Source organism: Bradyrhizobium australafricanum, from assembly GCF_020329495.1.
GTDB lineage: Bacteria > Pseudomonadota > Alphaproteobacteria > Rhizobiales > Xanthobacteraceae > Bradyrhizobium > Bradyrhizobium australafricanum.
Genome location: NZ_JAGKJL010000012.1, coordinates 1 through 17,811, shown reverse-complemented (window position 1 = coordinate 17,811; position 17,811 = coordinate 1). Strand labels below are relative to the sequence as shown.

16 protein-coding genes are annotated in these 17,811 nt (G+C 65.0%); 8 read left to right on the top strand and 8 right to left on the bottom strand.

The window, feature by feature from the left end:
- Window positions 1-307: 307 nt before the first annotated feature.
- The 4 genes from J6525_RS47460 (at window position 308) to J6525_RS13040 (ending at window position 5,000) form a co-directional block, all read left to right on the top strand.
- Window positions 308-604 carry a tetratricopeptide repeat protein gene (locus J6525_RS47460; protein ID WP_376708496.1) on the top strand — a complete coding sequence of 99 codons (297 nt, stop codon included), beginning with the start codon at window positions 308-310 and terminating at the stop codon, window positions 602-604.
- Window positions 605-805: 201 nt separating this feature from the next.
- Window positions 806-1,957, top strand: a complete 1,152-nt coding sequence (locus J6525_RS13050) for a DJ-1/PfpI family protein (protein ID WP_225644869.1) — start codon at window positions 806-808, stop codon at window positions 1,955-1,957.
- A 106-nt stretch (window positions 1,958-2,063) separates the two neighbouring features.
- Window positions 2,064-4,421 carry an Orn/Lys/Arg family decarboxylase gene (locus J6525_RS13045; RefSeq protein ID WP_225644867.1) on the top strand — a complete coding sequence of 786 codons (2,358 nt, stop codon included), beginning with the start codon at window positions 2,064-2,066 and terminating at the stop codon, window positions 4,419-4,421.
- Between the two features lie 18 nt (window positions 4,422-4,439).
- Complete coding sequence (locus J6525_RS13040) at window positions 4,440-5,000, top strand: GNAT family N-acetyltransferase (RefSeq protein WP_225644866.1); 561 nt, start codon at window positions 4,440-4,442, stop codon at window positions 4,998-5,000.
- A gap of 334 nt (window positions 5,001-5,334) precedes the next feature.
- Here the strand turns inward: J6525_RS13040 and J6525_RS13035 are convergent, their stop codons facing one another.
- Complete coding sequence (locus J6525_RS13035) at window positions 5,335-5,556, bottom strand: dodecin (RefSeq protein ID WP_026192947.1); 222 nt, start codon at window positions 5,554-5,556, stop codon at window positions 5,335-5,337.
- A 245-nt stretch (window positions 5,557-5,801) separates the two neighbouring features.
- On the opposite strand from J6525_RS13035, the gene J6525_RS13030 reads away from it, so the two are divergent.
- Complete coding sequence (locus tag J6525_RS13030; RefSeq protein ID WP_057017581.1) at window positions 5,802-6,383, top strand: HdeD family acid-resistance protein; 582 nt, start codon at window positions 5,802-5,804, stop codon at window positions 6,381-6,383.
- 167 nt (window positions 6,384-6,550) lie between these two features.
- On the opposite strand, the gene J6525_RS13025 is transcribed toward J6525_RS13030, so the two are convergent.
- Both J6525_RS13025 and J6525_RS13020 read right to left on the bottom strand, forming a co-directional pair.
- On the bottom strand, window positions 6,551-6,937 hold the full coding sequence (locus J6525_RS13025) for a COG4315 family predicted lipoprotein (protein WP_225644864.1): 387 nt from the start codon (window positions 6,935-6,937) through the stop codon (window positions 6,551-6,553).
- Window positions 6,938-7,196: 259 nt separating this feature from the next.
- The gene (locus J6525_RS13020; protein WP_092082196.1) at window positions 7,197-7,937 is read right to left on the bottom strand and encodes a bestrophin-like domain; all 741 of its coding nucleotides are present in this window, start codon (window positions 7,935-7,937) and stop codon (window positions 7,197-7,199) included.
- Window positions 7,938-8,095: 158 nt separating this feature from the next.
- Between J6525_RS13020 and J6525_RS13015 the strand changes: the two genes are divergently transcribed.
- A complete protein-coding gene (locus tag J6525_RS13015) occupies window positions 8,096-9,040 on the top strand; it encodes an ornithine cyclodeaminase family protein (RefSeq protein ID WP_225644862.1) in 945 nt (314 codons plus the stop codon).
- 739 nt (window positions 9,041-9,779) lie between these two features.
- On the opposite strand, the gene coaA is transcribed toward J6525_RS13015, so the two are convergent.
- From coaA to J6525_RS12990, 5 genes are all read right to left on the bottom strand, one after another.
- A complete protein-coding gene (gene coaA, locus J6525_RS13010) occupies window positions 9,780-10,718 on the bottom strand; it encodes a type I pantothenate kinase (RefSeq protein WP_376708495.1) in 939 nt (312 codons plus the stop codon).
- Window positions 10,719-10,908: 190 nt separating this feature from the next.
- On the bottom strand, window positions 10,909-13,167 hold the full coding sequence (locus J6525_RS13005; protein ID WP_225644859.1) for a xanthine dehydrogenase family protein molybdopterin-binding subunit: 2,259 nt from the start codon (window positions 13,165-13,167) through the stop codon (window positions 10,909-10,911).
- Window positions 13,164-13,658, bottom strand: coding sequence for a (2Fe-2S)-binding protein (locus J6525_RS13000; protein ID WP_225644857.1), 495 nt, complete (start codon window positions 13,656-13,658; stop codon window positions 13,164-13,166). The genes J6525_RS13005 and J6525_RS13000 overlap by 4 nt, the downstream gene beginning before the upstream one ends.
- Window positions 13,659-13,662: 4 nt before the next feature.
- Window positions 13,663-14,523 carry an FAD binding domain-containing protein gene (locus tag J6525_RS12995; protein ID WP_028336137.1) on the bottom strand — a complete coding sequence of 287 codons (861 nt, stop codon included), beginning with the start codon at window positions 14,521-14,523 and terminating at the stop codon, window positions 13,663-13,665.
- A 254-nt stretch (window positions 14,524-14,777) separates the two neighbouring features.
- Window positions 14,778-15,236: a hypothetical protein gene (locus J6525_RS12990; RefSeq protein WP_225644855.1), complete on the bottom strand. Its 459-nt coding sequence runs from the start codon at window positions 15,234-15,236 to the stop codon at window positions 14,778-14,780.
- Between the two features lie 317 nt (window positions 15,237-15,553).
- Here J6525_RS12990 and J6525_RS12985 point away from each other — a divergent pair, with 317 nt between their 5' ends.
- Complete coding sequence (locus J6525_RS12985) at window positions 15,554-17,164, top strand: ABC transporter substrate-binding protein (RefSeq protein ID WP_376708494.1); 1,611 nt, start codon at window positions 15,554-15,556, stop codon at window positions 17,162-17,164.
- A gap of 422 nt (window positions 17,165-17,586) precedes the next feature.
- On the top strand, window positions 17,587-17,811 hold a 225-nt coding region (locus J6525_RS12980; RefSeq protein ID WP_512699758.1), incomplete at its 3' end, for a transposase.

The window sequence follows — 17,811 nt, the reverse complement described above, 5'->3', positions numbered from 1 at the left end:
AGGCGTACATGATCAAGTCACCGATGATGCTTGCGGCATTTCTGACAGCGCCGATCATTCTGTTCCCACCGCAGACCGCCATCGCGGCTGGCGGAGGTGGCGGCGGTGGTGGTGGTGGCGACCCATACGGGTCGAGCTACGGCACTCCCGCGCCGTCCTATCCCCAGCAGAAGGACAGAAAGACCACGCACAAGGTAAGAAGCCCGTCAAGCAGTCCGGCTTCGAAGACCCGGCATTCCGCGACGGCTATCGCGCGGCCTATGCGACAATCTACGAACGCAACGACTACGCCGCCGCGATCGATCAGTTGCACGCACTCGGCCGCGATGATCAGCCGAACGTCGCGAACCTGATCGGCTACTCCTATCGCAAGCTCGGCGACTACAAGCAATCGCAGGTCTGGTACGAACGTGCGCTCAAGGCCGATCCGAACCACGTCCTGACGTGGAACTACTACGGCCTGTGGCAGATCGAACAGGGAAACCGCGACCAGGCGCAGTATCATCTGCAGCGGATCGCCGAGATCTGTGGCACCGAATGCGAGGAGTATCGGACGCTGGCGGCGGCACTGGAAAAGCCGCCGGGTACGAACCTCGTCTACTGAGCGCGTCGCGTAGCCCGCATGAGCGGAGCGACATGCGGGGAAGGACCGGCCCCGGATGTCGCTGTCGCTCGTCCGGGCTATGCCTGTGAGCCGCATTGTTCGCGTGTCCGTTTTTGCGGGAATTTCGCCGTTTTGGTCGACGTGGCCGGCGAGTAGCTTGCGTGCCGGGCGACGCACGCGGATACGTTGAGATCGATCATCATGACCTGGCGGCTTCTCGCGTGGAGCGGCATCGCCGTTGCCGCGCTGGTTCCAATCATTGGCGGCATCTGGCTCTTCACCCTGCCCGCCGCATCGGCGTTCCGGGTTCCGCCTCCGATCGCCAAGGCCGAGCAGGATGCAACGCTCGCGGCGCTGAAGCCGCCGAAGCGGTCGCGCCCCCTGATCGCGATGCTCGGCATCAACGACATGACCGAGACCACCGACTATCTGATGCCCTACGGCATCCTCAAGCGCGCCGATGTTGCCGATGTCGTCACGCTGGCGACGGGACCCGGTCCGGTCGCGCTATTCCCGGTGCTGAAGGTCGAGCCTGATGCGACCATCGCCGCATTCGACGCCGCACATCCGGACGGCGCCGACTACGTCATCGTGCCGGCGATGAGCCGCGACGACGATCCGGCGGTCATGCAATGGATCCGGCAGCAGGCGGAGAAAGGCGCTGTGATCGTCGCCGTCTGCGCCGGCGCCAAGGTGCTCGCCTCGACCGGCCTGCTCGACGGCAGGCGCGCCACCACGCACTGGTTCTACCTGAAGAACTGGCGCAGCAAACATCCCGCCATCCAATACGTCGCCGACCGCCGCATCGTGGTCGATCGCGGCGTCGCGACGACGACCGGGATTTCGGCCTCGATGCCGATGTCGCTGACCCTGATCGAGGCGATCGCCGGCCGTACCAGGGCTGAGGCCGTCGCGCGCGAGATCGGCCTGCCCGGCTGGGACGCGCGGCATGACAGCAACGCCTTCAAGTTCACGCGTCCCTTCGCGCTGACCGCCATCCGGAACGCGCTGGCGTTCTGGAACCGGGAACAGCTCGGCCTCGCGCTGGCTCCCGGCGTCGACGAGGTCTCGCTGGCGCTGGTCGCCGACAGCTGGTCGCGCACCTACCGCTCGCATGCCGTGACCTTCGCCGCGACCGGCGACGCGGTGACGACCCGCAACGGCCTGCGTATTTATCCGCAAGTCGTGGCGCCGGATTGGTCCGCAGATCGTCTGCTGCCCGCGGTCGGCACCGCGTCGCCCGCGCAGGCGCTCGACCGGGCGCTCGCCGGGATCGAGACACGCTATGGCCGTGATACGGCGGACTTCGTCGCCATGCAGCTCGAATATCCACGGGCTGACGCCGTGCAGTGAGGGATTGCGTCCCCAACAGCCTATTCGATCCTCCATCGACCCCATTGTCATCTGCCTGTCATGAATTGTGCCGACACGTCAGCGCCGGACCAGTTCGGGGACACGCATGGACTATTTCAAACGCTTCAACTTCCTGTTCGCTGCGCCGGTGTTCGAGGCCGACGACCTCGAGGGCATCCGCTTCAACCAGATCATCGCCGAGATCGAGCGCTCCGGCTTCGAGGTGGTTCGTGCCCGCAAGCTGGAAGATGCCGAGATCGCGGTGCAGACCGACGCCGCGATCGGCTGCATGGTGGTCGATTGGGGCAAGAAGGGCCTTGAGGGCAAGACCGCGGCGCTGATCAACCTGATGCGCCGGCGCGGCCTCGACTTCCCGATCATCCTGTTGATCCGGCGCAAGCGGTTCGAGGACCTGCCGGTCGAGGTGCTCGATTTCATCGACGGCTACGTGTTCCTGTCCGAGGAAACCCCGCCCTTCATCGCCAAGAACCTGATCTCCAGGCTGAAGCAATATGCCGAGAATTTGAAGACGCCGTTCTTCGGCGCGCTGGTCGACTATGCCGAGGAAGGCAACCAGCTCTGGACCTGCCCGGGCCACAATGGCGGCGTGTTCTACAGCCGCAGCCCAATCGGACGGGTGTTCGTCGAACACCTTGGCGAAGCGGTGTTCCGCGACGACCTCGACAATTCCGTGCTCGACCTCGGCGACCTCCTCACCCACGAAGGGCCGGCGCTGCGGGCGCAGAAGGAGGCGGCCCGGATCTTCGGCGCCGAGAAGACCTACTTCGTGCTCAACGGCACCTCGACCTCCAACAAGGTCGCGCTCGGCTCGCTGGTCACCGACGGCGACCTCGTGCTGTTCGACCGCAACAACCACAAGGCCGCGCATCACGGCGCGCTGCTGATCGGCGGCGGCATCCCGGTCTACGTGCCGACGGTGCGCAACGCCTGGGGCCTGATCGGGCCGATGCGCTGGGACCTGCTCGACGAGGGCGCGCTGCGCGACCACATCCGCAAGCACCCGCTGGTCAAGGACGAGAACGCCTGGAAGAAGGAGCGTCCGTTCCGCGTCGCCGTGGTCGAGCAGTGCACCTATGACGGCAGCATCCACTCGGCCGAGATGATCCTCAAGCGGATCGGCCATCTCTGCGACTACATCCTGTTCGACGAGGCCTGGGCCGGCTTCATGAAATTCCACCCGATCTATGCCGGCCGCTTCGCCATGGGACTGTCCGATCTCGGCCCCGAGGCCCCCGGCATCATTGCGACCCAATCGACCCACAAGCAGCTCGCGAGCTTCTCGCAGGCCTCGCAGATCCACATCCGCGACCGCCACATCAAGGGCCAGAAGCGCCGGGTCGAGCACCGCCGCTTCAACGAAAGCTTCATGCAGCACGCCTCGACCTCGCCATTCTATCCGATCTTCGCCTCGCTCGATGTCGGCGCGCAGATGATGAAGGGCCGCTCCGGCGAAGTCTTGTGGGACGACACGATCCGGCTCGGCATCGAGCTGCGCAAGAAGATCCGCGCCGTGAATCGCGAGTTCGAGGAGAAGGAGACGCGCCCCGAGCGGCGCTGGTTCTTCGAGCCGTTCGTGCCGGACCGCGTCATGATCCCCGACGTTGCGCGCGAGAACGGCGTGCACAATGTCGCCTGGGAGACGATCTCGACCGATCAGCTCGCGACCAATCCGTCCTACTGGCAGCTCAGTCCGGGCGAAACCTGGCACGGCTTCCCCGAGCTGACCGCGGGCTTCGCCATGACCGACCCGAACAAGCTCACATTGCTGACGCCGGGCTTCGATCACGCCACCGGGGCCTACGCCGATCACGGCATCCCCGCGCCGGTGGTGGCGCAATATCTCCGCGAGAACCAGATCGTCGCCGAGAAGAACGACCTCAACTCCCTGCTTTTCCTGCTGACGCCCGGCGTCGAGGCCAGCAAGGCCGGCACACTGGTGTCGGGGCTCGTCGCCTTCAAGAAGCTGCACGACGACAACGCGCTGATCGAGGACGTCATCCCCGAATTCTTCCGCCGCCGCCCGCAACGCTATAGCGGGGTGCGGCTGCGCGACCTCTGCGGCGACATGCACCGCTTCTTCCGCGACGGCGGCGTCAGCACGCTGCAGGCCAGGCAATTCCTGCCCGAGCACCTGCCCGAGATCGCGATGTCGCCGCGCCAGGCCGCACAATATCTCATCCGCAACGATGTCGACTATCTGCCGATCGACCAGATCTTCGGCCGCGTCGCCGCGACGCCGTTCGTGGTCTACCCGCCCGGCATCGCCACCATCGTGCCCGGCGAGCGGCTGTCGGAACGCAGCAAGCCGATGATCGATTATCTGAAGATGTTCGAAGCGAGCTTCAATGCGTTCCCCGGCTTCGAGGTCGAGGTCCAGGGCATCTACAAGGAGATCGACGACTCCGGCCGCGTCCGCTTCTACACCTATGTCGTGTCCGAATAGGCGAACGGGCGCAACACAATGGAGAATGATCACAAGATCACCGTCCGCCCGTCCCGCGACAGCGACGTCGACGCCATGCTGTCGATCTACCGCCACCATATCCGCCGCGGCGTCGAGGAAAGCGTCGACGACAGCGGCACGCCGGAGCCCGACGATCTGCGCGACCGCCGCAAGAATCTGCGCAACACCCGCCTGCCCCACCTCGTCGCGATCTGTGACGGCGAAGTGGTCGGCTATGCCTATGTCGTGCTGTTTCGCAAGCGTCCGGCCTACCGCTACACGGTGAAGCATTCGATCTATGTGCATCACCGCTTTACCGGCCAGCGCGTCGGCGGCCGGCTGCTGCAGGAGCTGATTGATACCTGCGCCGCCGCCGGCTTCCGCCAGATGATCGGCTACATCGACAGCGACAACGCCGCCTCGCTCGCGCTGCACGACCGCTTCGGCTTCGCCCGCGTCGGGCATTTGCCCGGTGTCGCCTATCGCTATGGCCGCTGGTCCGACACCATGATGGTGCAGCGCTCCCTCGCCGCCGGCGCCACCGCCCCACCGCCCCCCGCGCCGCTGTCGCGACGGTGAAGGGGGCCGGCCGCACCGCTTTTTCCACATTCGTCGTCCCGGCGAAGGCCGGGACCCATAACCACAGGATTGGATTGGCAAGGAAGGCTGTGGCCCCAGCGTCGCGCAATAATCACCTTCGGTGGTTATGGGTCCCGGCCTTCGCCGGGACGACAGCGAATGTGTTGCGCGGCCGGTGAGTCATACACCGGCATTCTCGCGGCCTCTGCAGCGCGAGTTTTTCATTTCGTTTCGCCGCTCTGATGACAGAGGGCGCAGGGAAAGCCGGATGCCGATCGCACCCATGGGTCCCGAGCAATCCTGCAGGCTGCAAGGCGCAAGCGACCTGAACGCCCTACTCCAGCGTAAAGCCGACGCGCAGCGCCACCTGGTAGTGCCGGATCTTGCCGTCCTCGATATGGCCCCGCGTCTGCACCACCTCGAACCACTTCATTTCCCGGATCGTCTTTGACGCGCGGCTCACGGCGTTCTCGATCGCCGCCTCGATGCTCTTGTCCGATGATCCAACCAGTTCCAGGATTTTGTAGACGTGATCCTTGTCGTGCGTGGCGGGCATGTCGACCTCCTCTGTGGATGCGCGATCCGGACCGCTTGCGCTGCGGTTCGGACAGTCCATCGTCCGATGCGGGCCGGCCATCGTCAAAACCGACGAATGCTGCGCGGCAACACGCCGGACGAATTGAATCAACGTGTCGCGGCGCCTTTGGTGCCAGCATGCATTTCGTGCCAGCTGCGCACCCGCCCTTGTCCGGGCCTTGACCTATGGTAGCATGGTTTCATCAAGTATTCGGGAGCGATACGATGTCCACTGCGTCCAGCTCACCCGCCACACCTCCTCACAGCCTCGGATCCGGGCTTTCCAACCTCCGCGCCAAGTGGGGCTGGATCGTCGCCCTCGGGGTGATCTACCTGATCGCCGGCGTGCTCGCCTTCGGCAGCGTCTTCTTCGCCACCGTCGTCAGCGTGCTGTTCGTCGGCGCCATGATGATCGTTGCCGGCGTCGCCGAGATCATCAACGCGTTCCAGTTCAAGACCTGGGGCAAATTCCTGTTCTGGCTGCTGCTCGGCGCGCTCTATGTCGTGGCGGGCTTCATCACCTTCGAGAACCCGCTGCTCGCCGCGGCGACGCTGACGCTGTTCCTCGGCATCGCGCTGGTGGTGTCGGGCATCGTCCGCATCTTCCTCGCCTTCGGCATGAACTCGGAAGCGCCGTGGGGAATGGTCGCGATCTCCGGCCTGATCACGCTGGTGCTCGGCGCCATGATCCTGGCGCGCTGGCCGGTCTCGAGCCTCTACGTGCTCGGCATCTTCCTCAGCGTCGATCTGATCTGCGCCGGCGTGAGCTGGATCAGCATGGGCATGGCGCTGAAGCGCAGGGCGTGAGGCGCGATCGTCGCCTCAGGCAGGATCGCAGGGCGGGTTAGCCAACGGGTCCGCCCGCGGGTCCGCCCGCAGGCAGGCTCCGCGCAACCCGCCGCATGTTTCGCGCGCGGAGAGATGGCGGGTTACGCTTGCGCTAACCCGCCCTACCCTCAATCCACCTGCAAGCCTCAGGGCTGCGCGAGGTGCCAGGCGCCGTTGAGAAAACCGTCGCCGGTGATGTCGCCGGCCTTCTGGTCCTTGGCGAAGGTATAGAGCGGCTTGCCCTTGTAGGCCCACTGCTTGGAGCCGTCGTCACGCGAGATGATGGTGTAGCCGCCTTCGGCCTTGTCGCTGGCTTCCGCCTTCAAGACCGGCCAGTTCGTCGCGCACGGGCCGTTGCAGGCCGACTTGCCCTCCGAATCCTTGTCGAAAGTGTAGAGCGTCATGCCCTTGGCGTCGGTGAGGACGGAGCCCTTCGCGGTGGTTCCGGTCTTGGTCGGCGGCGCGGCAAAGGCGGTCGAGGCGAACGCAAGCGACACGGCGGTGGCGAGCGCGAGCGAGATCGATGTCTTCATGATGTCTCCTGTTCGAATGCAAATGGCTTGCATGCGTAAGGACGCCGGAGGGCACGCACTATTCCGCTGATGGCGCGCGAAGAATTTTCGGGACGGCGATCAATGCGAGGGGAATAAAGCCGGAGGCGCGTGCCGATACCGTCCCGTAGCCCGCATGAGCGGAGCGACATGCGGGAGCCGCCCCGGATATCGCGGAGCCTGTCATCGGGCGCGCGTTCGCGCGACCCGTTGGCTCATCCGGGCTACAACACCGAATGTGCTATCGTTTGATTTCCTCGACCGCGCGCACCAGCGGGCGGTCGGAGAGCTGGATCGGGCCGGAGAACGGCGTACTCATTTCGAGGATCAGGTAGATCGCGGCCGAGATCAGCGCCGCGGCGGCGACCGTGGTCGAGATCACCACTGCGTTGCGCGGCGCGCGAAAGCCGAGGGTGGCGAACATCAGCGTCAGCCACCCGACCAGGATGCAGATCAGCGGCGACGGAAACGAGCCGTCGGACTGCTCGACAAAGGTCCAGCGCTGCTGCACCGCCTGCCGATAGACCGAGCGCGCGTCGTTCCACAGCGCGACCTTCTGCTCGTCGTCGAACCGCAGCTCGCGCAGGCTGGTGCCGACCTCGTCGAGCAGGCGCTCGGACACCGCGCTTGCCCTGGAGATCGGAACATCCTTGAGCACCTGCTCGACATAGGCGAGCAGCCGCTTGCGCGGCTCCTCGGCGCTCGGCCCGAGCGGCCGCAGGCTGCGATCGAGCAGGATGAGGTCGGTGGCGAAGACGTGCAAATTGCGATCGACCGCCACATAGGTGTTGGCGGCACTGTTCATCATCAGGCCGAGCAGCAGCGACGGCATGGTGACGAACAGCGTCGCGACCAGGCGTACCGAGGTATTGGTCTCGTCGCTGCGGTGATGATCGGCGAGCCGGGCATGGATCGCCATGGTCGCAAGCGCGGCGCCGCCGAGCAGGATGAAGATCAGGACGGCGACGATGAATGCAACCACGGCTTGCGAGAACCTGCGAGAGAATCAGGTCCGCAGGATAGCAAGGGACGCCCGGCGGTGCATGTCCGGTTGACTAGCCGTCCCCACGCGCTATCCAGTCCGGACAGTTTGGGGGACGCCCGGCGAGAGCGCGAGGGGCGCTCCAGAGGAGATACCACGTGCATATCGTCGACGACAGCGAGGTCAACCGCGTCCTGAGCTTTCCGATCCTGATCGAGGCGATCGAGGCCGCGCACCGGCGGCCGAAGATCGCGGTGCACGACGGCTATCTCGGCGACGACAAGGGCCAGCAGCTGGTGACGCGCAGCGCGGTCGATGCCGGCCGCTTCATGATGACCAAGCTCTACACCAGCTTTCCCGGCAATCTCGCCCACGGCAAGCTGCCGGCGGTGCAGGCGGTCTGCGTGCTGTTCGACGGCAATGACGGGCGGCCCCTCGCGGTGATGGACGCCGCCGAAATCACCCATTGGAAGACCGCCTCGGATTCCGCGCTCGGCGCCAAACAGCTGGCGCGGCCGGATGCCGAGACGCTGCTGGTGGTCGGCGCCGGCGAGATGGCGCGCTGGCTGGTGCGCGGCCACCGCACCGTGCGGCCGCGGCTGAAGCGGGTGCGGGTCTGGAACCGGACAGTTGAACGCGCCGAGGAACTCGCCGCGCTGCTGGAAGGCGATGGCATCGCGGCCGAGGCCGTCAGCGATCTCGACGCCGCGACACGGGAGGCCGACATCATCACTACCTGCACCCGCTCGCGCGAGCCGCTGGTCAAGGGCGCCAATTTAAGGCCCGGCACCCATCTCGATCTGGTCGGCGGCTTCACCCCGGAGACCCGCGAGTCCGACGACGAGGCGGCGCGGCGTTCGCGCATCTTCGTCGACCGCCGCGAATCCGCCTTCGACGGCGTCGGCGACATTTTGCAGCCGATCGCCAGCGGCGCGATCAAGGAGACCGATGTGCTCGGCGATCACTACGATCTCGCCGGCGGCAAGGTCGCCGGCCGGCTGTCGGATAGCGACATCACCTTCTTCAAGAACGCGGGCGGCGGGCATCTGGACTTGATGACCTGCGAGACGGTGTTGGCGCAGCTGGGGAAGGAGTTGCGGTAACGGATAGCCCGCGCTAGCGCAGCCATTGCTGCTTGCTTACCGAGAATTGTCAGCGCTAATTTGTGGTGCAGGGTGTTGAATTTCATCGAGCCAATTTCATGTCTCATCCCGTAGATGACGATCCAGTCATGGCATCAGCAATAGGGCGATGCTCTAATAATTGGACCCATGTGGAGTCGATTCTTGCCTGGACGTTCAGTCACCTCACGGATACGAACTTGACTATCGCGGTGACCGTTTTCAGCTTCTTTAAGGCAACTCGTACCCAATGTGACGTACTAAATAAGCTCGCGAAGATAGCGCCGTTCATGACCGAGGACCTGCAAGCGAGTCTTCGCAGTGCGCTGAAGAATTATCGTCGGTTGGCAGAAGGTCGAAATGAGCTGCTGCATAATCCGATTGGGCGAAGCTTGGAAAACCAAGTTTATATTATGCTTAGGACGGCGACGCCTGAGGCGGGGAAGCTACCCTATCAAACGAAGCTCATAAGTCCGGCAGAGATCGATGATCTATCAAATAAGATTAGGGTTCTTAGTTCTGAGCTCCGAGAAGTTGAGAGCGCCATAGGAAGCGCGAGGATCGCGGCCCGTTCCACGAACTAATGCAACGACCGGGCGGTCGATAAGTAGCCCGCATGAGCGCAGCGACATGCGGGAAAACCTTCTCCCGGATATCGCAGCGCCTGTCATCGGGCGCGTTCGCGCGACCCGTTGGCTCATCCGGGCTACATCTATGCTTGCTATGTCTCGCGCAACCAGACCTCGCCGATCGAATGGTCGAAGCGCTTGCGCAGCACGACGTCGGCCCGCGTCCGCGTCGGCAAGATGTTCTCCCTGAGATTGGCGCGATGATGCTCGCGCCACAGCCGTTCCGCGACCTCGCGCGCGTCACCCGGCGGCAGGTCCCTGTAGTGGTGGAAATAGGAGGCAGGATTCCGGAACGCCGTCGGCTGCAATCTGAGGAAGCGTTCGACATACCATGACTGGATGTCGGCCTCGTCGGCATCGAGGTAGATCGAGAAGTCGAAGAAATCCGACACCACCACCGGCGCCGTGCCGCGCGCCAGCAGCACGTTGAGGCCCTCGAAGACCAGGATATCAGGCTGCTGGATGACCTGGCGTTCCGACGGCACGATATCGCCGATCAGATGCGAGTAGACCGGCAGCTCGAGCTCGCGTTCGCCCGCCTTCGCCGCCGCCAGAAATCGCAACATGCGCGGCAGATCGTAGCTCTCGGGACAACCCTTGCGCCGCATCAGCCCGCGCTCTTCGAGAACGCCGTTGGCGTGCAGGAAGCCGTCGGTCGTCACCAGCTCGACCCGCGGATGATCGGCCCAGCGGGCCAGCAGCGCGCACAGCACGCGGGCAAAGGTGCTCTTGCCGGCGCCGACACTGCCGGCCAATGCAACGATGTAGGGCGAACGGCGTGCCGGCCGGCCGAGAAACTCCGCCTTGACGTGCGCGAGGTTGCCCGCCGCCGCGAAATGCAGGTTCAACAAGCGCGTCAACGGCAGATAGACGTCGCTGACTTCGGCGGAATTGATCGGTTCGTTCAATCCGCGCAATGCCGCGAGATCGGCGTCCGAGAGCGTCAGCGACGTGCTGGCGCGCAAAGCCGCCCAATCGCTGCGGCCGAAGATCATGTAGGCGGACAGCTCGTCGGGGTGGGTCATCCTCATCCGTTCACGGTGAGCCTGATGCGGCGAGTAGCCCGCATGAGCCAACGGGTCGCACGAACGTGCGCCCGATGACGGGCTCCGCAACATGCGGGAAGCTCTCCCCCCGGATATCGCTTCGCTCATCCGGGCTACACGGTAACCGCTGTAGAACCGCAGGGCGGCTTGCGAACCGCAACCCGCCCTACGTTCCCTACTCCGCGGCCTGCTGCGCCGGTGCGTCCAGCACCTCCGACACTTTCGGCGGAGACATCGGCAGACTGTAGAAGCGTTTGCCGAGCGCGTTGTGGACGGCGTTGGCGACCGCGGCCATCACAGGCACCAGCGGTACCTCGCCGACGCCCTTGACGCCCTGCGGATGCTTCGGGTTCGGCACCTCGACCAGCGCGCAATCAAGCATCGGCAGGTCCGAACAGACCGGCACGCGATAATCGAGGAAGCCGGGATTATCGACCTTGCCGTCCTTGTTGTAGATGTACTCCTCGTTCAGCGCCCAGCCGATGCCCTGCGCGACGCCGCCCTGCAGCTGGCCCTCGACATAGCTCGGATGCACGGCGCGGCCGACATCCTGCACGGCGGTGTAGCGAACGACGCGGACGATGCCGAGATCGACATCGACCTCGACGTCGCAGATATGGGTGCCGAAGCCGCCCTCGGCGCCTTGGGTGTTGAGCTGCACGCTGGCGCCGATCGGACCGCCCTGCGACGGCGCCTTCTCGGCGAGATCGGCGAGCGTCAGCGGCTCGAACTGGCCGGCATTCGGGCTCACCGGATGCGCGGCGCCGTTCTCCCACTTCACGGCTTCAGGGTCGATCTCCCAGACCTTCGCCGCGCGCTCGCGCAAGGTCGCGATCACCTTGTCGGCCGCCTGCGTCACCACCATCGAGGAGGCGAACAGCACGCGGCTGCCGCCGGTCAGGTTGGAGAAGCCGACGGTCTGGGTGTCGCCGATGATGACGGAGACGCGCTTGTAGTCGATGCCGAGCAGCTCGGCGCAGATATTGGCAATGCCGGCGCGCGAACCGCCGATGTCGGGATGCCCTGTCGTGACGACCACGTTGCCGTCCTCGGTGATGTTGACCTGCGCGGAGGATTCACCGCCGGCGTTGAACCAGAAGCCGGAGGCGACGCCCCTGCCCTGCAGCTTGCCGAGCGGCGCGGCATAATGCGGATGGTTCTTCGCGGCTTCCAGCGTCTCGATATAGCCGATCCGCGGGAACACCGGGCCGTGGGCGGCCTTGGTGCCTTCTTTCGCCGCGTTCTTCAGCCGCAGCGCCAGCGGATCCATCTTGAGTGCCTCGGCAAGTTCGTCGAGCACGCATTCCACCGCATAGGCGCCGATCGGCGCGCCGGGCGCGCGATAGGCCGCGACCTTGGAGCGGTTGGAGCAGACGTCGAACCCCTCCGACAGCACATGCGGGATGTCATAGGGCGCGAAGCTGCACCCGACCGCACCGCGGATCGGCGAACCCGGGAAGGCGCCGGCCTGCAGATAGAAGCTGCCATGGGCGGCGACGATGGTGCCGTCCTTCCTGGCGCCGATCTTCACCGTGCTCTTCGAGCCCGAGGTCGGCCCGGTCGCGCGCATCACCTCCTCGCGGGTCATCACCATCTTCACCGGGCGACCGGATTTCCTGGCGAGCAAGGTCGCGAGCGGCTCGAGATAGACGATGGTCTTGCCGCCAAAACCGCCGCCGATCTCGGCGGGGATGGCGCGGATGTCACTCTGCGGGATGCCGGTCAGCATCGAGGTCATCGCGCGCACCATGAACTGGCCCTGGCTCGACGACCAGATCGTGGTCTTGCCGTCGGCCGCGACCGAGATCAGACAGGCATGCGGCTCGATATAGCCCTGGTGCACCGGGCGCGTGGTGAAGGAGCGCTCGATGACGACTTCAGCATCCTTGAAGCCCTGCGCGATGTCGCCCTTCTTGGATTCGAGGCGGCCCATGATGTTCGAGGGCTTGCCGTCGAATCTGTTGAACTCGTGCAGGATCGGCGCATCCGCCTTCAGCGCGTCGTCGATCTCGATCGCCCAGGACAGCACCTCATAGTCGACCTCGATCAGCTTGCAGGCTTCTGCCGCGATCGCCTCCGTGGTCGCGGCCACGGCGGCGACGGGATGACCGGGGAACAGCGCCTTGTCGCGCGCCATCACGTTGCGGCACATCCAGCGCATGTCCTGGATGCCGAGCATGACGGCGCCCTTCTCGATCGTGAAGTCGACGATGTCGCGCGATGTGACCACCGCCTTGACGCCGGGCAGCGCCTCGGCCTTGGCGGTGTCGATCGACCTGATGCGGGCGTGCGGATGCGGGCTGCGCAGCACCTTGCCCCAGATCATGCCGGGCATGGTGGTGTCGGCGGCAAACGCCGCGCGGCCGGTCACCTTGTCGACGCCATCGGGCCGGATGGTGCGCTGGCCGATCCATTTGTTGTTGACGACGTTCATGGGCGAGCCTCCGGGATTCCTTGCCGCATTTCAGCCGCGGTCTCCATCACCGCGCGGACGATCTTGTCGTAACCGGTGCACCGGCAGAGATTGCCGGCGAGCCAGAAGCGGACTTCCTCTTCGGTCGGGTTGGAATTTTTGGCGAGCAGCGCCTCGGAGGCGACCAGCATGCCCGAGGTGCAGATGCCGCACTGAAGCGCGGCGTGCTCGAGGAACTTCTGCTGCAACGGATGCAGCTTCTCGCCTCTGGCCATGCCCTCGATGGTCCCGATCTCGTGGCCCTCGGCCTCAGCCGCGAGCATCAGGCAGGAGCAGACCAGGCGGCCGTCGAGCGTGATCGAGCAGGCGCCGCAATCGCCGGACGCGCAGCCCTCCTTGGAGCCGGTGAGCCCCAATTGCCCGCGCAGCGCGTCGAGCATGGTCTCGTACGGCTCGCACAGGAATTCGACCGGCTCGCCATTGACTGAGGTGGTGACGTGCAGTTTCGCCATGGTGCTAGTGTCCTCCCGCGCGCTGGGCGGCGATCGCGGCGGTGCGCTTGAGCAGCACGCCGGCGGTTTTTGTCCGGTAGGCGATGGTGCCGCGCTTGTCGTCGATCGGACGACAGGCGGCGCGGCACGCGGCAGCCGCGGCTTCGAGCGCGGCATCGTCGAGCTTCGAGCCGATCAGCGCCTTTGCCGCCGGCTCAACCAGCAGCGCGGTCGGCGCCACCGCGCCGAGGCCGACGCGGGCCGCGGTGCAGACGCCGTCCTTCAAGGTCAGGCTGACGCCGATGCCGACCACCGCGATGTCCATCTCGGTGCGCGGGATCATCCGCAGATACGCATCGCCCGAGCCTTTCGGCCGCGGCGGCAAGGTGAAGCTGACGAGGATCTCGCCCGGCTTGAGGTTGGTGCGGCCAGGTCCGGCCGGCACATCCTCAACCTTCATGTCCCGCCGGCCGTTCGGACCCTGCACGGTGACGACCGCACCCGCCGCGATCATCGCCGGCACGCTGTCGCCGGCCGGCGAGCCGTTGCAGAGATTGCCGCCGGCGGAGGCGCGCCCCTGCACCTGCTTCGAGCCGATCAGGTTCACGGCCTCGAGCACGCCGGGCCACACCTTGCCAAAGCGCGCGTGCTCGGCGAGCTCCATGCCGGAGACGGCGGCACCCACGCGGAAACCGCCATCGGCGGTTTCGCTGATTTCGGTCATCTCGCCGATCTTCTTGATGTCGACGATCAGTCCCGGCCGCACCAGGCCGGAGCGCATTTGCACCAATAAGTCGGTGCCCCCTGCCATAATGCGGGCGGCACTCCCGGCGGCAGCAAATGCGCCAATCGCTTCGTCAAGCGTGCGCGGTGCTACGTATCGGATATCGGTCATGACGGTTCTTTCGGTCTCCCTCGACTGCTTGTTCCCTTAAGATTTGCGGGATGTGGCCTTATTGATTGCTGGCCGGCAGATCGCGAGCCTACACGGCGGATCGGGGTCCGAACAGCCTGCGAGGTGCGGCAGGAAGCGCAGGCTCCTATGCAGGATGCGGACTTGTGCGGTGCCGGCGGCGGCGCGCGGCATTTGCTTTGGGGCGCGCTCGCGACCCGCCGCGACGAGGCCGCCAACCAGATCGGTCAGGCCTGACCGCGTTTGCCGGAGCCGATCCCAAGCATCGAGAACATCCCGATGATGAGCAGCGCCGCCGGAATGCACCACCACAACACATAGCCGAACATGTATTCGAAGATCGTGCGCCGGTAAGGGGGAAGCGGATTGGGCAGCGCGCCGGCACGCTGCATCTGCTCGATCTTCTCCTGCGACAGCTCGTGGTAAACGTTGAGCGGGCGGCCGTTGAGGTCTTTGCCGGAGCCCTTGACCATGAGGGCATAGTAGCCCGTCATCTTGTAGGGCAGGATAAAGGAGTGCGTGAGGCTCACATAGCCTAGCGCGAGGGCTTCGCCCTTGGGCCCCTTCTCGGTCAGGTCCTGCAGCTGCTGATAGCTGTATCGCGTGCCGAACTCCGCGGCGCGTACGTCCTGACCGGACACTGCCATGCCGACGAACATGAGAAGAACGAGCAGACCGCGGCGCATGGCGTCTTGCCTCTCAAAGGGGCGCGGCGGTTCGACCGCCGAACACTCATCAGGCAAGCTACCGGAAAGGTGTCCAACCCCGGCTAACCCAGGCGATACAAGTGTCAGCAGCCGGTTAAGTCCTCCTCAACCTCGTCGGCACGTGTTGAGCGCGGCGAAGCCCGGAACCAACGCCTGCTCGGCGACCTGCTCAAGCAGTGAGCGCACACGGCTGCGCAACCTCGCAACCGGACCGAACGCGATGGCGCGGCTCTTGCTTGCTTTCAACAACGGATTGGTGAAGCATGCCGGCGCAATGACAGATCGGGAGACGGCGAATGGTCGAAGTTTCGCGCAGAACGCTCCTCAAGCTTGCGGCCGGCGTACCGCCGGCCATCGCGGCGCCGGCCATCCTGTCATCGCGCGCCCTTGCCGCGGGCAAGGGCAAGACCATCACCGCCGTGATGCATTCGGACCTGCGCATCATCGATCCCGGTTTCACCACCGCCTACATCACCCGCGACCATGGCTACATGGTCTACGATACGCTGCTCGGCATCGATTCGAGCTTCAAGGTCCGCCCGCAAATGGCGGACTGGACGATCTCGGACGACAAGCTCACCTACACCTTCACGCTGCGCGACGGCCTGAAATGGCATGACGGCGCGCCCGTCACCGCGGAGGACTGCATCGCCTCGCTGAAGCGCTGGACCGCCGTCGACGGCATGGCGCAGAAGCTGGCCGAATTCACCGCTTCCCTCGAGGCGAGCGGGCCGAAGACGATCGTACTCAAGCTCAAGGAGCCGTACGGCCTCGTGCTGGAGTCGCTGGCAAAGCCCTCCTCCTACGTCGCCTTCATGATGCCGAAGCGGCTCGCGGAGACGGCGCCGGGCAAGCAGATCGCCGAGCAGATCGGTTGCGGGCCGTTCAAATTCGTGACCGCGGAATTCCAGCCGGGCGTGAAAGCGGTCTATGAGCGCAATGCCGACTACGTGCCGCGCAAGGACAAGCCGGATTGGCTGTCGGGCGGCAAGGTCGCGAAGGTCGATCGCGTCGATTGGGTCACGATGCCCGACGCGCAGACCGCGATCAACGCGCTGCAATCCGGCGAGATCGACTTCCTGGAACAGCCGTCGGTCGACCTGCTGCCGGTGCTCGAGGCGAACTCCGATCTCACCGTGGCCGTGCTGAACAAGTTCGGCTTCCAGATCGAGGGCCGGATGAATTTCCTGCACCCGCCATTCGACAACGCCAAGGTCCGCCGCGCCGCATTCCTGGCGATGAACCAGAAGGACGTGCTCGACGCCACCGTCGGCAACGCGAAATACTACGAGATTTGCGGCTCCTATTTCGCCTGCGACACGCCGCTCGCCAGCGACGCCGGCGCCGAGACGCTGATCAAGGGCAACGGCATGGCCGAGGCGAAGAAGGCGCTCGCCGCCTCGGGCTATGACGGCACGCCCGTCGTGATCATGATCCCCGGCGACGTGCAGACGCTGAAAGGACCGCCGACGGTCGCGGCGCAGCTGTTGCGCGCGGCCGGCTTCAACGTCGACGCGCAGGTGACGGACTGGCAGACCGTGGTGAGCCGCCGCGCCAGCCAGAAGCCGCCCAAGGAAGGCGGCTGGAACCTGTTCTTCACCTTCACCGGCGCGACCGAGGTGATGAACCCGATCGTCAACAACCAGATCGCCGCGAACGGCAAGCGGGCCTGGTTCGGCTGGCCCGAAGACGCCAAGCTCGAGCAGATGCGCGACGCCTATGCGCGCGCCACCTCGCCCGAGGAGCAGAAGAAGGTCGCGGTCGAGATTCAAAAGCAAGCCTACGAGCAGGTGATCTATATCCCGCTCGGCCAGTTCCGCTTGCCGAGCGCCTGGCGCAAATCGCTCACCGGCGTGCTGGAAGGCCCGGCGCCGCCGGTGTTCTGGAACGTCGACAAGACCGAATAGGACCGGCGGCGCGAGCGACGCGCGCCGCTGATCAACGTTGGGCCAGCCGAGGCACGTCCAGCCGCCGAGGCGCTTCACCGCTCTCGCTTGCGGGCGCTACAAAAATATCGAAAACAACCCCATGCAAAGGAGCCGACGGCCGCCGGCGTTCGACCGAGCAACTTGACACGTCGGGCAAATCAACAATATATTTCCAATATTCCGAAATCAACCTCCCCTCCGGCGCGAACCATTGGCTGCGATTGCGCATCATTCGCAGCACCGCAGCCTTGCCGATAACGAGGGCGTGGACTCACAAGAGTCCGCTTCTGACGGCGACGCAGTAATTGCCGTGCTGGATCGTCGTCGACTGCTTATGACCCTGGCTGTGTGAAAACGCTGGGCTGCTGCTATGATTCTCCTCTGATTCTTTGGGGGAATCGATGAGGCGCTTCGTTGAAGAGGCGGACCGTGGGCAGCGGACGCTGTTGCCCGAATGCCTCGATGATTTCATTGACGAGAGCAACCCTGTGCGGGTGATCGACGCATTTGTCGAGGTGCTCGATTTGGCCGGGATGAGCTTTAAGGGGGTGGAGCCTGCGGCGACTGGTCGGCCGTCGTATCACCCTTCGGTGCTCCTCAAGCTTTACATTTACGGCTATTTGAAC